This window comes from Variovorax sp. LjRoot130 (assembly GCF_964253755.1).
Classification (GTDB): domain Bacteria; phylum Pseudomonadota; class Gammaproteobacteria; order Burkholderiales; family Burkholderiaceae_C; genus Variovorax.
On sequence record NZ_CAXURM020000001.1, the window covers coordinates 5,665,806 to 5,678,512 of the forward strand.

The window sequence follows — 12,707 nt, forward strand, 5'->3', positions numbered from 1 at the left end:
GCCGATGCGATTACTAAATCGAAGTCCGCCGCAAGGCGCACGGTACGATGAGTTCACGATGAAGAACGCGACCCTGCGCCAGTTGAAAGTCTTCGAGGCGGTCGCTCGCCTCCTGAGCTTTTCGCGCGCGGCCGAAGAGCTTCACCTGACCCAGCCGGCCGTCTCGACGCAGGTGCGCAAGCTCGAGGAGCACGCCGGCAACGTGCTGTTCGAGCAGTTCGGCAAGAAGATCTACCTGACCCCGGCCGGCGCGGAGCTGCTGCAGATCAGCCGGGCCATCATCCAGCAGTTCGAGGCGGCCGAGAACGCAATGACGCAGTTCAAGGGCGTCTCGGGCGGCAAGCTCAACGTGGGCGTGATCAGCGCCGGCGACTACTTCTTTCCACGCCTCCTGGTGGAGTTCGCGAGCCGCCATCGCGGCGTGACGCTGAACTTCACGGTCCACAACCGCGAGGGGCTTCTGACCCACATCGCCGAGAACCTCACCGACCTCGCGATCATGGTGCGGCCGCCGACCGACATGGACACGGTCAATCAGCCCTTCGCGCCGCATCCCTACGTGATCGTCGCGGCGCCGAGCCACCCGCTGGTCGGCGAGCGGAAGATCCCGCGGGCCCGGCTGATGCGCGAGCCCTTCGTCGTGCGCGAGAAAGGCACCGACACCTGGAACTCGATGGAGGAAGGCTTCGGCGGCGACCTGCGCGACATCAACATCGCGATGGAGATCCCGAGCACAGAGACGATCAAGCAGGCGGTGATCGCGGGCATGGGCGTGAGCTTCGTGTCGGCGCACACCATCAGTCAGGAGCTGAAGGCCGGCAGCCTCAGCGTGCTCGACGTCGAGGGTTTTCCGCTGATGCTGAACTGGTACGTCGTGCATCGGCGCACCAAGCGCCTGCCGCCGGTGGCGCAGGCCTTCAAGGACTTTCTGCTCAGCGACGGCGCGTCGCTGATTGCGCAGATCGTCCCCTTCGATTCAGCAGCTTAGGGCCGCTGCAGAGCGGCGCGCACCGCCTTGAAGAAGATCACGACGGGCATGGCGGCGATCAGCTCGCGCAGAAGCGCGCCCGCGCCGGATGGCGACTGGGTCTTGATCGAGGTGGAATTCAATGCGGTGTGGTTCATGTTGCGTGGCCGATGCGTGGCGATGAGGAGTTGTCGATTTTAAGGGTTTACCCTTGGTTGATGGGAACTTGACTGCGGTCAAGAGCGTTTGCGCCGCGCCGTCCGACAGTCCTTCACTCCCAAAACGGGTCCGGCGTTCCGATGCCGACGGACCTCTACGACAACAGGAGACTCCATGACTCGGCCAACGACCACGATCGCGGGTTCCAGCCCGGCGATGTATTCCCAGGCGGCAAGCTATGACGCAGCCGCGAACCGATCGCAGACGTACCGATGGGGACAGTTGCTGATCGGCATCGTGTGCATGGCGATGATCGCCAACCTGCAATACGGCTGGACCCTCTTCGTCAATCCGATCGCCGACAAGCATGGCTGGAGCCGCGCCGCAATCCAGGTGGCTTTCACGATCTTCGTGCTCACCGAGACCTGGCTGGTGCCGATCGAAGGCTACCTCGTCGATCGCTTCGGCCCGCGCCCGGTGGTGCTGGTCGGCGGCGTGCTGTGCGGTCTCGGATGGGTGCTCAATTCGGTGGCCTCCTCGCTGCCGGTGCTCTACATCGCGGCGGCGATCGGCGGCATCGGCGCCGGCGCGGTCTACGGCACCTGCGTGGGCAATGCCTTGAAGTGGTTCCCCGACCGGCGCGGCCTCGCCGCGGGCATGACCGCGGCCGGCTTCGGGGCCGGATCGGCCCTCACGATCGTCCCGATCTCCGCGATGATCCACTCGCACGGCTACGAGGCGGCCTTCCTCTACTTCGGCATCGGGCAGGGGCTGATCGTCTTCCTGCTGGCCTGGGCGCTGACCCGGGCACCCGATCATGCGAAGGCGTCGAACAGCCGCAACGTGCAGCAGTCGCGCCGCGACTACGCCCCTTCCGAAGTGCTGAGGTCGCCTGTCTTCTGGGTCATGTACGCGATGTTCGTGATGGTGGCCGCCGGCGGCCTGATGGCCACGGCCCAGCTCGCGCCGATCGCCAAGGACTTCAAGATCATGGACGTGCCGGTCAACATCATGGGCCTGGTGCTGCCCGCGCTGACCTTCGCGCTCGCGATCGATCGCGTGCTCAACGGCCTGACGCGGCCCTTCTTCGGCTGGGTCTCCGACAAGATCGGGCGCGAGCAGACGATGTTCATCGCGTTCGCGCTGGAATCGGTGGGCATCCTGATGCTCTACCACTATGGCCAGAACCCGATCCTCTTCGTCGTGCTGACCGGCATCGTGTTCTTCGCCTGGGGCGAGATCTACAGTCTCTTCCCCTCGACCTGCGCCGACACCTTCGGCTCCAGGTACGCAGCATCCAACGCCGGCATGCTCTACACCGCCAAGGGCACGGCGGCGCTGCTGGTGCCGCTCTCGAGCGTGCTCGCCGCGGCCACCGGCAGCTGGCAGGCCGTCTTCATCGCCGCCAGCGCGGTCAACGCCGCCGCGGCGCTGATGGCGTGGTTCGTGTTGCGTCCGATGCGGCGCAAGCACATCGCGCAGAGCCAGCAGCACTCCTAGGCGGCCATCGCTCATCAGCGCAGGCCGATGCGCGAGGCACGCGACCGCAGCCAGGCGGCGCGCGCCGCGTTGCTGGCCTCGACGCGATTCGCGGCGGCGTGCAAGGCGCGCATCTGCTCGACTTCCTCGATGACCTGGTTCGGATTCAGCAAGGCCTTGACGAGCGCACCGGCCTCGGCGGCCAAGGTCCTGAGCGCACGGGCCCGGGCGCCGGCGGGGCTCGAGACGAATGATCGTTGAAGGATGGACATGGTGAGTTCCTGATTGCAGCGGGTTGCGATGCCTCCATGTTCGGACGGACTTGGCTCCAAGTAAAACGAGATTTATTGCCAATTGAATGCAAAAATACTGCATTCAAAACGAGCTGCCATCGTGGACATCAACCTGGCCCGCACCTTCCTCGAGATCGTCGAGACCCGCAGCTTCCAGCGCGCCGCCGAGCGGCTGCACGTGACGCAAACCTCGGTCAGCGCGCGCGTGCGAACGCTCGAAGAGCTGCTCGGCCGCCGGCTCTTCGTGCGCAACAAGGCCGGCGCCGCGCTCACCGCGGCCGGCGAGCGCTTCCTGCCGCACGCGACCACGCTGGTGCAGGTCTGGGCGCGTGCGCGCGATCAGGTGGCGGTGCCGACCGGCAGCCGCGCCGTGCTCGCGGCCGGCTGCGAGATCAGCCTGTGGGATCCGCTGCTGCTGCGCTGGCTGCTGTGGATGCGCGCCAGGCACCCGCAACTCGCGCTGCGCACGGAAGTCGGCTACCCGCAGGACCTGCTCGACAAGGTGGCCGCGGGCGTGCTCGATGTCGCCATCGCCTATGCGCCGCAGCAGCGGCCCGGGCTGCGCGTGGAGCTCCTGATAGAGGAAAAGCTCGTCATGGTCACGACGGCGAAGCGTCCGCGCGTGCCGCGCCCGGCGGACTATGTGTACGTCGACTGGGGGCCCGAGTTCGCGGCGCAGCACGGGCTGGCTTTTCCCGAACTGTCGAGCGCGGCAGTGATGGCCGGGCTCGGGCCGCTCGGCCGCGAGTACCTGCTGGCCGCCGGCGGCACCGGCTATTTCCGGCTCGACGTGGTGCGCGGCCACCTGGAATCCGGGCATCTGCGCCGCGTGCCCCACACGCCGGAGTTTCTCTATCCGGCCTATGCGGTCTACGCGGTGGGCGCCGATCCCGCGATCATCGATCCCGCGCTGGCGGGCCTGCGGCAGGCCGCGGGCACGGAGGCCAGAAAGATCTGACCGGCTCAGCGCGCGATGCGCGCGACGTGCAGCAGGTTCGTCGTTCCGGACTGTCCGAAGGGCAGGCCCGCGACGACCACCACGTCGTCGCCCGGGTTCGCGAATCCCTCGTCGCGCGCGCTGCGGCAGGCGCACTCGATCATCTCGGCGACATCGTGAACGTCGTCCACCAGCACCGCATGCACGCCCCAGACCATGGCCATGCGGCGCGCGGTGGCGACGGAGGGCGTCAGGCTCAGCACGGGCACGGCGGGCCGCTCGCGCGCGGCGCGCAGGCTGGTGAAGCCCGAGGAGGTGTAGGTCACGGTGGCGGCCGGAGAGAGCAGCCCGGCCACGTTGCGCAGCGACGCGCAGACCGCGTCGGCGGTAGTCGCCTCGGCCGCGGCATGCGTGGCGTCGATGCCGCTGCGGTAGGACGGGTCCGCTTCCACGCGGGCGACGATGCGGTCCATCATCGCAACCGCTTCCAGCGGGTATTGGCCCGACGCGGATTCGGCGGACAGCATCACCGCGTCCACGCCGTCGTAGATCGCGGTCGCCACGTCGGACACCTCGGCACGCGTGGGCACCGGCGACGCGATCATCGACTCGAGCATCTGCGTCGCCACCACCACCGGCTTGCCGCCCTTGCGGCAGGCGCGCACGATGAGGCGCTGCAGTTCCGGCACCTGCTCGGGCGGCAGCTCGACGCCGAGGTCGCCGCGCGCGACCATGATGCCGTCGGACAAGGCGACGATGCCGTCCAGGTGCTCGATCGCGGCCGGCTTCTCGAGCTTGGCCATGATCCAGGCGCGTGTGCCGATGAGGGCGCGCGCCTCCTCGATGTCCTCGGGCCGCTGCACGAAGGAGAGCGCAACCCAGTCCACGCCCATCGCGAGCCCGAAGGCCAGGTCGTCGCGGTCTTTCGCGGTCAGCGGCGAGATCGGCAGCAGCACGCTCGGCACGTTGACGCCCTTGCGGTCCGAGATCGGCCCGCCGACGAGGACGGTGGTCTCGGCGAAATCCGCGCCGTGGCTTTCCACGCGCAGGCGCAGCTTGCCGTCGTCGAGCAGCAGTTCGGTGCCGGTCTGCAGCGCCGCGAAGATCTCCGGATGCAGCAGCGGCGCGCGGCGGGCATCGCCGGGGGTCCTGTCCATGTCGAGGCGCAGTCGCGCACCGGCTTCGAGCTGCGTCCTGCCGCCTTCGAAAGTGCCCAGGCGCAGCTTCGGCCCTTGCAGGTCGAGCAGCACGCCGATCGGCCGGCCGAACTCCTTCTCCAGCGCACGGATGGTCGCGAGCCGCCGCGCATGGTCGGACTGCGTGCCATGGCTGAAGTTGAGCCGGAACACGTCCACGCCGCGCTCGAACAGGGCGCGGATGGCCTGCTCGTCCGAAGTGGACGGGCCGAGCGTGGCGACGATCTTGGCGCTGCGGGCGCGTCTCATGGTGAGGGCCTCAAGCCATCTCGTGAAGGCGGACCCGTCCGCGCTGGTCCTCCATCGTGCGAGCCAGCAGCTTGACCAGCGAGTAGACGGTGTCGATATGCGGCGTCTGCGTGTCGGTCAGCCGGGCCAGCTCGACCACCGCGCCCACCAGCGCATCGATCTCCGGGGCACGCCCGGCCTCCACGTCCTGCAGCATCGAGGTCTTGTGCTTGCCCACCTTCTCGGCGCCGGCGATGCGCTTTTCCAGCGACACGCGGAACTCGATGCCCAGCTTGTGCGCGACGGCCTGGGCTTCCCGCATCATCGCGGCGGCAAGGTCGCGCGAGGGCGGGTACTGGCAGATGTCGACCAGCGTGGAATGCGACAGGCTGCTGATCGGATTGAAGGTCAGGTTGCCCCACAGTTTGAGCCAGATCTCGGCGCGGATGTTGTCGAGCACGGGCGCCTTGAAGCCCGCGTTGGCGAAGCAGGCCGCGACGCGGTTCACGCGCTCGCTCGACGTGCCGTCCAGTTCGCCGACGGGGAAGCGGTCGCCCTCGATGTGCTTCACCACGCCCGGCGCCACCAGCTCGGAGGCGGGATAGACCACGCAGCCGATCACGCGCTCCGCAGGAATCTTCGCGGCCACGACGCCGTACGGATCGACGCTCTTCACCGTGCTTCCTTCGAGCGACCCGCCGTGCTTGTGGAAGTACCAGTAGGGGATGCCGTTCTGCATCGTCACCACCACGGTCGCGGGGCCGAAGAGTTTGGGCACTTCGTTCGCCACCGCTTCGACCTGGTGCGCCTTCATCGCGAGGATGACGATGTCCTGCACGCCGGCCTGGTCGTAGCGATCGGTGGCCTTCACGTTTCGCGCCACCTGCTCCTCGCCGTCGGCCGCGATCAGCTTGAAGCCGTTGGTGGCGATGGCGTCGAGGTTGGCTCCGCGCACGATGAACGTCACGTCCTCGCCGGCCAGCGCGAGCTTTGCTCCGACCAGGCCACCGATGGCGCCTGCGCCGATGACTGCTATCTTCATGTCGATCCTTGAAGTGTTGAATCTCTTGCGCGGCAGGCCCTAGCCGAAGCGATTGCTCAGCTTGCCGATGCCGTTGATCTCGACCTCGACCAGGCTGCCGGGCTTCATCGAGCCGACGCCGACCGATGTGCCGCACAGGATCACGTCGCCCGGATGCAACGTCATGTCGAAGGAGATCAGGCTGACCAGCTGCTGCACCGAGAAGCGCATGTCGCTGATGGGGTAGTGCTGGCGGGCCGCGCCGTCGAGCAGGGTGGTCACGGTGAGCGTCGCGGGGTCGAGGCCGGTGGCGACCACCGGGCCCATCGGGCAGAAGGTGTCGAAGCCCTTGGCGCGCGCCCATTGCGCAAAGGAGGCGTCGCGGTTCAGGATGTCGGCCACCGTCACGTCGTTGGCGCAGGTGTAGCCGAACACATGGTCGAGCGCCGCTTCCTCGGCCACCGCCGTGCAGGTCTTGCCGATGACGATGCCGAGCTCGCCCTCGAACACCACCTTGCCCTCGCACAGCGGCTTGCGAATGGGCTCGCCGGCGGCGAGAAAGGAGTTGGGCGCCTTCAGCAGGTAGAGCGGCTCGGCCGGCACCGGCAGGTTCAGCTTCTCGCCGAGCGCGTGGAAGTTGTTCCACAGCGCGATGACCTTGGTCGGCCGGGTCGGCGTCAGCAGCTTGAGCTCGTCCAGCGCGAAGACGCTACCCGTCGCTTCGGGGCTGCCGAACATGTCGCCCTGGTGTTCGCGCACCTTGTTGCCGTCGAGCGCGCCGAAGCCCGTCTTGCCGGCGCGTTCGAAACGGATCCATCGCTGTTGTTGCATGTCTCTCTCAATCGAAGGGTAGGTAGTCGGGAATGACCAGCGATGCCAGCAGCTTCCCCATCTCTGCCGGATTGCGCGTCACGTGGATGCCGCATTCCTGCATCACCGACAGCTTGGCCTCCGCCGTGCCCTTGCCGCCGGAAATGATGGCGCCCGCGTGGCCCATGCGCTTGCCCGGCGGCGCGGTGGCGCCGGCGATGAAGCCGACCACGGGCTTTCGCATGTGCTCCTTGATCCACCGTGCGCAGATCTCTTCCTCGTTGCCGCCGATCTCGCCGACCATGATCACCGCGTCGGTTTGCGGGTCGTCGTTAAACATCTTCAGCACGTCGATATGCCTGAGCCCGCCGACCGGATCGCCGCCGATGCCGACCACCGTCGACTGCCCGATATCGAAGCTGGCGAGCTGGTGGGCGGCTTCGTAGGTCAGCGTGCCGGAGCGCGACACCACGCCGACGCGGCCCTTCTGGTGGATGTGGCCCGGCATGATGCCGATCTTGATTTCGTCCGGGGTGATCAGGCCCGGGCAATTGGGGCCAAGCAGGATCGTCTTGCGGCCCTGCATGCGGTGGCGGGTGCGGATCATGTCGCGCACGGGGATGCCTTCGGTGATGCAGACGACCAGGTCGAGCTCGGCATCGACCGCCTCGTCGATGGCGGCGGCCGCGAAGGGCGGCGGCACATAGATCACCGAGACGGTCGCGCCGGTCTCGGCCTTGGCGTCCTTGACGCTGCCGAAGATCGGGATGCCGTCGAAGTACTTGCCTGCCTTGCTCGGGTTCACGCCGGCGACGAAGCATTTCCTGCCGTTGCCGTAGTCGCGGCACATCGCGGTGTGGAAGCTCCCGGTCTTGCCGGTGATGCCCTGCGTGATCACGCGGGTGTTCTTGTTGATGAGGATGGACATGGTGGGATCAGCCCCTCGCCGCTGCGACGACGCGCTCGGCCGCATCCGCCATGTCGTCCGCGCTGATGATGGGAAGGCCCGACTGCGCAAGGATGATCCGGCCCAGCTTTTCGTTGGTACCCTTCATGCGCACCACCAGCGGCACCTGGAGCCGCACCTCGCGCGCGGCGGCGATCACGCCCTGGGCGATCAGGTCGCACTTCATGATGCCGCCGAAGATGTTGACCAGGATGGCCGCCAGCTTCGGATTGCGCAGCATCAGCTTGAAGGCCTCCGTCACCTTCCCGGCCGTCGCGCCGCCGCCCACGTCGAGGAAGTTGGCGGGCGATCCGCCGTACAGCTTGATCACGTCCATCGTCGCCATGGCCAGGCCCGCGCCGTTGACCAGGCAGCCGATGTTGCCGTCGAGCGGGATGTAGGAGAGGTCGAACTTCGAGGCCTCGACCTCGGCCGGGTCTTCCTCGTCGAGATCGCGCAGCGCGACGATCTCCGGATGGCGGAAGAGCGCGTTCGGGTCGAAGTCGAACTTGGCGTCGAGCGCGATCACGCGGCCGTCGCTGGTCAGGGCCAGCGGATTGATCTCGGCCAGCGATGCATCGCATTCGTCGAAGGCGCGGTACAGGTTCTGCATGAAGCTGCGCGCCTCTGGAATCGACTTCGCGGGGATGCCGATCCGGCGTGCGGCGTCGTCCGCCTGGCCCACCGTCAGGCCCGCGATCGGATCGATGGCCACCTTGTGGATCTTTTCGGGCGTGCGGGCCGCCACCTCTTCGATGTCCATGCCGCCTTCGCTCGAGGCCATCAGCGCGACGCGCTGGGTGTCGCGGTCCACCGCCAGCGCCAGGTAGAACTCTTTCGCGATGTCGGCGCCTTCCTCGATCAGGAGCCGCTTCACCAGGCGCCCCTCGGGCCCGGTCTGATGCGTTCTCAAGCGCATGCCGAGGATCTGCTCGGCATGCTGGCGCACTTCCGCCATGGATCTCGCCAGTTTCACGCCGCCGCCCTTGCCGCGCCCGCCGGCGTGGATCTGCGCCTTGACGACCCAGCGCGCGCCGCCGAGCCGAGTGGCCGCATCCACCGCCTCCTCAGGCGACATGCAGAGAAAGCCGCGCGGCGTGGCCACGCCGTATTTCCGCAATACCTCTTTGCCCTGGTATTCGTGGATATTCATGGCTTTGGCGGTTTTTTAGGGGACGGGCAGGGCCTAGGCGCCGAGTTCGCAACCGGGCATTTGCGCCCAGTCGAAATACCTGGCCGGCATCGCGCCGGGCGCAATGCCGCGCTGCATGTGCTCGGCCTTCTTTTGCCGGATGACTTCGACGAGGAATTCAGCCTCGTAGGATTTGAGAAGGTGCGACTGGTGAGTCTTCAGGTAATGGCCGATCCGTTCCGCCTCGTTCTGGCTTTGGCTCAGCAATTCGTAATAGGTATGGCTGTCCCAATGCCACCTGAATCCCAATTCATAGAACGCCGCGTTGTAGGCGTTCCGTTCGATTTCGTCGTTCCGGTACTGGATTGGCAAATCGTTGACCATGAGCTTCTCCTTCAAATTTGAATGCCGCGGTGGTGAATCGAATGCGCTCGGCATATTCAAAATGTAGAGTGGTCGATCAATAATTAATAGTGAAAGTATTTTATTGAATGTATTTGCTATGAGTTATGGGTTGAGGGCGCCAGAATCCGTTGTGCGCCCTCGTCCGCGCTCAGCTCAGATCACGCGCTCTTCGCGCAGCATCGCCAGGTCGTCCGCGCTGTAGCCGAGCTGGCGCAGCACTTCCTCGGTGTGTTCGCCGAGCAGCGGTGAACGCGTCACCTCGGTCGGGCTGTCGGACATCTTGATGGGGTTGCCGACCGTCAGGTACTTGCCCCGCGTCGGGTGGTCCACCTCGACGATGGTGCCGCTCTCGCGCAGCGACTCGTCCGCTGCGATCTCCTTCATCGACAGGATCGGCCCGCAGGGAATGTCGTACTTGTTGAGGATCTCCATGGCCTCGAACTTGTCCTTGGTCATGGTCCACTGCTCGATGCGCGCGAAGATCGGCTTCAGGTGCAAGAGGCGTGCGGCCGGCGTGGCATAGGCCTCGTCGTCGATCCAGCCCTCTTCGCCGATGACCTTGCACACCGCCGGCCAGACTGCGCCCTGCGTGATGAAGTAGATGTACGCATTCGGGTCGGTCTCCCAGCCCTTGCAGCGCAGGATCGAGCCCGGCTGGCCGCCGCCGGAGGCGTTGCCGGCGCGCGGCACGGCGTCGCCGAACTTGCCGTCGGGGTACTGCGGGTACTCGTGCATGGTGCCGGTGCGTTCGAGCCGCTGCTGGTCGCGCATCTTCACGCGGCACAGGTTGAGCACCGCGTCCTGCATCGGCGCCAGCACCTGCTGCCCGCGCCCGGTGCTGTTGCGCTGGTATAGAGCGGCGACGATGCCGAGCGCCAGGTGCAGGCCGGTACCGCTGTCGCCGATCTGCGCGCCGGTCACGACCGGCGGGCCGTCGTCGAAGCCGGTCGTCGACGCGGCGCCGCCGGCGCACTGCGCGACGTTCTCGTAGACCTTGCAGTGCTCGTACTTGCCCGGCCCGAAGCCCTTGACCGAGGCCACGATCATGCGCGGGTTCAAGTCCTGGATGTGGCTCCAGGTGATGCCCATGCGGTCCAGCGCACCGGGAGCGAAGTTCTCGACCAGCACGTCACAGGTCTTGATCAGCGTGTCGAGGACCTGCTTGCCCTTGGGCTTCTTGGTGTCCAGCGTGATCGAGCGCTTGTTGTGGTTCAGCATCGTGAAGTAGAGGCTGTCCACGCCGGGAATGTCGCGCAGCTGGCCGCGCGTCGCATCGCCTTCGCCGGCGCGCTCGACCTTGATCACGTCGGCGCCGAACCAGGCCAGCAGCTGGGTGCAGGTGGGGCCGGACTGCACATGGGTGAAATCGAGAATCCGAACGCCCTCGAGTGCCTTGCTCATTGTGTCTCCTTGGATCTGGCCTCGACTTCTACCAGACGGGCGCGCAGTTTGCGCTCCTCGGCGAAGCGGGCGGTCTCGTCGCGCACGATGGCGACAATGCCCATGACCTTCCGATCTTCGGAGAACAGCATCGATACCGTGAAGGCGATCGACAGCGTGTGCCCGTCCTTGTGCAGGGCGGGCACGCGCAGCAGGTCGGCGCCGTACTTGGTGATGCCCGTGTCCATGGTCTTTTGATAGCCGTCCCAGTGCCGGCCGCGCTGGCGTTCCGGGATGATCAGATCGAGCGACTTGCCCAACGCCTCGGCTTCGGCGTAGCCGAAGATGCGCTCGGCTGCCTGGTTCCAGAGCGTGATCGCGCCTTGCGCATCCGCGACCATGATGGCGTCGCCGGCACCGGCGACGAGCTGTTTCAAATCCACGTTCGATTGCAAGGCGCCGCTCCCTCTTTCCAGTCTCAAACCGCTTTGGACTCGCGCAAGTTGATGATCTGTTCCTTGCTGTAGCCCAGCTCGGCCAGCACATCGTCGGTGTGCTCGCCCAAAAGCGGCGAAGGCGTGATCTCGGGCTTCAGGTCGGAGAACTTGATCGGGCTGCCGACGGTGAAGTAGTTGCCGCGCTCCTTGTGGCCCTTCACCTCGACGATCGAGCCGCTCTTGCGCAGCGATTCGTCGTGCAGCAGTTCCTTCATCGTCAGCACCGGCGAGCAGGGAATGTCGAACTTGCGCAGGATGTCGACCGCCTCGAACTTGGTCTTGTCGGCCAGCCAGTCCTCGATGGTTGCGAAGATCGCGGTGATGTGCGGCTGGCGTGCCTTGGCCGTCATGTAGTCGGGGTCGGTCTTCCATTCGGGCTTGCCGATGGCGTCGCAGATCGGGGCCCAGGCGTGGCCCTGCACGGTGAAGTAGATGTACGCGTTGGGGTCGGTTTCCCAGCCCTTGCACTTGAGCACCCAGCCCGGCTGGCCGCCGCCGCCGGCATTGCCGCCGCGCGGAACCACGTCGCTGAAGGTGCCATGCGGGTACTGCGGGTACTCTTCCAGGTAGCCGAGCTTGTCCAGGCGCAGCTGGTCGCGCATCTTCACGCGGCAGAGGTTGAGCACCGCGTCCTGCATCGCGCAGGCCACGCGCTGGCCCTTGCCGGTCTGCTGGCGGCCGATGATGGCGGTCAGGATGCCGATCGCCAGGTGCATGCCGGTGTTGCTGTCGCCCAGGGCGGCGGCGCTGACGGTCGGCGGGCCGTCCCAGAAGCCGGTGGTCGAGGCGGCGCCGCCGGCGCACTGCGCGACGTTCTCGTAGACCTTGAGGTCGTCGTAGTGGTGGCCGTCGCTGAAGCCCTTGACCGAGGCGACGATCATCTTGGGGTTCAGTTCCTGGATGCGCTCCCAGGTGAAGCCCATGCGGTCGAGCGCGCCGGGGCCGAAGTTCTCGACCAGCACGTCGGATTCGCGGATCAGCTTCTCCAGCACCACCTTGCCCTCGGGCTGCTTGGTGTCCAGCGTCAGCGAGCGCTTGTTGCTGTTGAGCATGGTGAAGTAGAGCGCGTCGACGTCGGGGATGTCGCGCAGCTGGGTGCGCGTGACGTCGCCGGAGCCCGGGCGCTCGACCTTGATGACGTCGGCGCCGAACCAGGCCAGCATCTGCGTGCAGGCGGGACCGGCCTGGACATGGGTGAAGTCGATGATCTTGATGCCGTTGAGTGGTTTGTTGCTGCTGCTCATGGGATATCTCCTG

The 12,707-nt window shown here is 66.4% G+C and carries 14 protein-coding genes; 3 read left to right on the forward strand and 11 right to left on the reverse strand.

Annotated features, from left to right (window positions below; genetic code table 11):
• Window positions 1–58 precede the first annotated feature (58 nt).
• Window positions 59–988 (forward strand): LysR family transcriptional regulator, encoded by a 930-nt coding sequence (locus tag ACSQ86_RS28065; protein WP_093108702.1) that lies wholly within the window; start codon window positions 59–61, stop codon window positions 986–988.
• Here ACSQ86_RS28065 and ACSQ86_RS28070 read toward each other — a convergent pair.
• Window positions 985–1,125: a hypothetical protein gene (locus ACSQ86_RS28070; protein WP_436310065.1), complete on the reverse strand. Its 141-nt coding sequence runs from the start codon at window positions 1,123–1,125 to the stop codon at window positions 985–987. The two genes, ACSQ86_RS28065 and ACSQ86_RS28070, sit on opposite strands and share 4 nt — an antisense overlap.
• A gap of 175 nt (window positions 1,126–1,300) precedes the next feature.
• Between ACSQ86_RS28070 and oxlT the strand changes: the two genes are divergently transcribed.
• Entirely contained in the window at window positions 1,301–2,626 is a 1,326-nt protein-coding gene (gene oxlT, locus ACSQ86_RS28075) for an oxalate/formate MFS antiporter (RefSeq protein ID WP_436305984.1), read from the forward strand.
• A gap of 14 nt (window positions 2,627–2,640) precedes the next feature.
• On the opposite strand, the gene ACSQ86_RS28080 is transcribed toward oxlT, so the two are convergent.
• Window positions 2,641–2,877: a hypothetical protein gene (locus ACSQ86_RS28080; protein ID WP_093108617.1), complete on the reverse strand. Its 237-nt coding sequence runs from the start codon at window positions 2,875–2,877 to the stop codon at window positions 2,641–2,643.
• A gap of 121 nt (window positions 2,878–2,998) precedes the next feature.
• On the opposite strand from ACSQ86_RS28080, the gene ACSQ86_RS28085 reads away from it, so the two are divergent.
• Window positions 2,999–3,856, forward strand: coding sequence for a LysR family transcriptional regulator (locus tag ACSQ86_RS28085; RefSeq protein WP_436292046.1), 858 nt, complete (start codon window positions 2,999–3,001; stop codon window positions 3,854–3,856).
• Between the two features lie 5 nt (window positions 3,857–3,861).
• Here ACSQ86_RS28085 and pyk read toward each other — a convergent pair whose 3' ends face one another.
• The 9 genes from pyk to frc (ACSQ86_RS28130) all read right to left on the reverse strand — a co-directional run bounded on the left by pyk (window position 3,862) and on the right by frc (ACSQ86_RS28130) (window position 12,694).
• Window positions 3,862–5,280 carry a pyruvate kinase gene (gene pyk, locus ACSQ86_RS28090; RefSeq protein ID WP_436310066.1) on the reverse strand — a complete coding sequence of 473 codons (1,419 nt, stop codon included), beginning with the start codon at window positions 5,278–5,280 and terminating at the stop codon, window positions 3,862–3,864.
• Between the two features lie 10 nt (window positions 5,281–5,290).
• A complete protein-coding gene (locus tag ACSQ86_RS28095; RefSeq protein WP_436310067.1) occupies window positions 5,291–6,301 on the reverse strand; it encodes a 2-dehydropantoate 2-reductase in 1,011 nt (336 codons plus the stop codon).
• Window positions 6,302–6,340: 39 nt separating this feature from the next.
• Window positions 6,341–7,111, reverse strand: a complete 771-nt coding sequence (locus tag ACSQ86_RS28100; protein WP_436305986.1) for a fumarylacetoacetate hydrolase family protein — start codon at window positions 7,109–7,111, stop codon at window positions 6,341–6,343.
• A gap of 7 nt (window positions 7,112–7,118) precedes the next feature.
• Window positions 7,119–8,018 (reverse strand): succinate--CoA ligase subunit alpha, encoded by a 900-nt coding sequence (gene sucD / locus ACSQ86_RS28105; protein WP_436305987.1) that lies wholly within the window; start codon window positions 8,016–8,018, stop codon window positions 7,119–7,121.
• A 7-nt stretch (window positions 8,019–8,025) separates the two neighbouring features.
• Window positions 8,026–9,189 carry an ADP-forming succinate--CoA ligase subunit beta gene (sucC, locus tag ACSQ86_RS28110; RefSeq protein WP_436310068.1) on the reverse strand — a complete coding sequence of 388 codons (1,164 nt, stop codon included), beginning with the start codon at window positions 9,187–9,189 and terminating at the stop codon, window positions 8,026–8,028.
• 33 nt (window positions 9,190–9,222) lie between these two features.
• Entirely contained in the window at window positions 9,223–9,552 is a 330-nt protein-coding gene (locus ACSQ86_RS28115; protein ID WP_436305989.1) for a hypothetical protein, read from the reverse strand.
• A 174-nt stretch (window positions 9,553–9,726) separates the two neighbouring features.
• Window positions 9,727–10,974 carry a formyl-CoA transferase gene (frc, locus tag ACSQ86_RS28120; protein ID WP_093108609.1) on the reverse strand — a complete coding sequence of 416 codons (1,248 nt, stop codon included), beginning with the start codon at window positions 10,972–10,974 and terminating at the stop codon, window positions 9,727–9,729.
• A complete protein-coding gene (locus ACSQ86_RS28125) occupies window positions 10,971–11,408 on the reverse strand; it encodes a PAS domain-containing protein (RefSeq protein ID WP_436310069.1) in 438 nt (145 codons plus the stop codon). The genes frc (ACSQ86_RS28120) and ACSQ86_RS28125 overlap by 4 nt, the downstream gene beginning before the upstream one ends.
• A 23-nt stretch (window positions 11,409–11,431) precedes the next feature.
• Window positions 11,432–12,694, reverse strand: coding sequence for a formyl-CoA transferase (gene frc / locus ACSQ86_RS28130; protein WP_093108607.1), 1,263 nt, complete (start codon window positions 12,692–12,694; stop codon window positions 11,432–11,434).
• Window positions 12,695–12,707: the final 13 nt, after the last annotated feature.

Bases quoted from the DNA above. Each gene is read 5' to 3' on its own strand.
- ACSQ86_RS28095 (WP_436310067.1), bottom strand. From the start codon at position 6,301: ATGAAGATAGCAGTCATCGGCGCAGGCGCCATCGGTGGCCTGGTCGGA.
- sucD (WP_436305987.1), bottom strand. From the start codon at position 8,018: ATGTCCATCCTCATCAACAAGAACACCCGCGTGATCACGCAGGGCATC.
- sucC (WP_436310068.1), bottom strand. From the start codon at position 9,189: ATGAATATCCACGAATACCAGGGCAAAGAGGTATTGCGGAAATACGGC.
- ACSQ86_RS28080 (WP_093108617.1), bottom strand. From the start codon at position 2,877: ATGTCCATCCTTCAACGATCATTCGTCTCGAGCCCCGCCGGCGCCCGG.
- ACSQ86_RS28100 (WP_436305986.1), bottom strand. From the start codon at position 7,111: ATGCAACAACAGCGATGGATCCGTTTCGAACGCGCCGGCAAGACGGGC.
- ACSQ86_RS28115 (WP_436305989.1), bottom strand. From the start codon at position 9,552: ATGGTCAACGATTTGCCAATCCAGTACCGGAACGACGAAATCGAACGG.
- frc (WP_093108609.1), bottom strand. From the start codon at position 10,974: ATGAGCAAGGCACTCGAGGGCGTTCGGATTCTCGATTTCACCCATGTG.
- pyk (WP_436310066.1), bottom strand. From the start codon at position 5,280: ATGAGACGCGCCCGCAGCGCCAAGATCGTCGCCACGCTCGGCCCGTCC.
- ACSQ86_RS28065 (WP_093108702.1), top strand. From the start codon at position 59: ATGAAGAACGCGACCCTGCGCCAGTTGAAAGTCTTCGAGGCGGTCGCT.
- oxlT (WP_436305984.1), top strand. From the start codon at position 1,301: ATGACTCGGCCAACGACCACGATCGCGGGTTCCAGCCCGGCGATGTAT.
- ACSQ86_RS28070 (WP_436310065.1), bottom strand. From the start codon at position 1,125: ATGAACCACACCGCATTGAATTCCACCTCGATCAAGACCCAGTCGCCA.
- frc (WP_093108607.1), bottom strand. From the start codon at position 12,694: ATGAGCAGCAGCAACAAACCACTCAACGGCATCAAGATCATCGACTTC.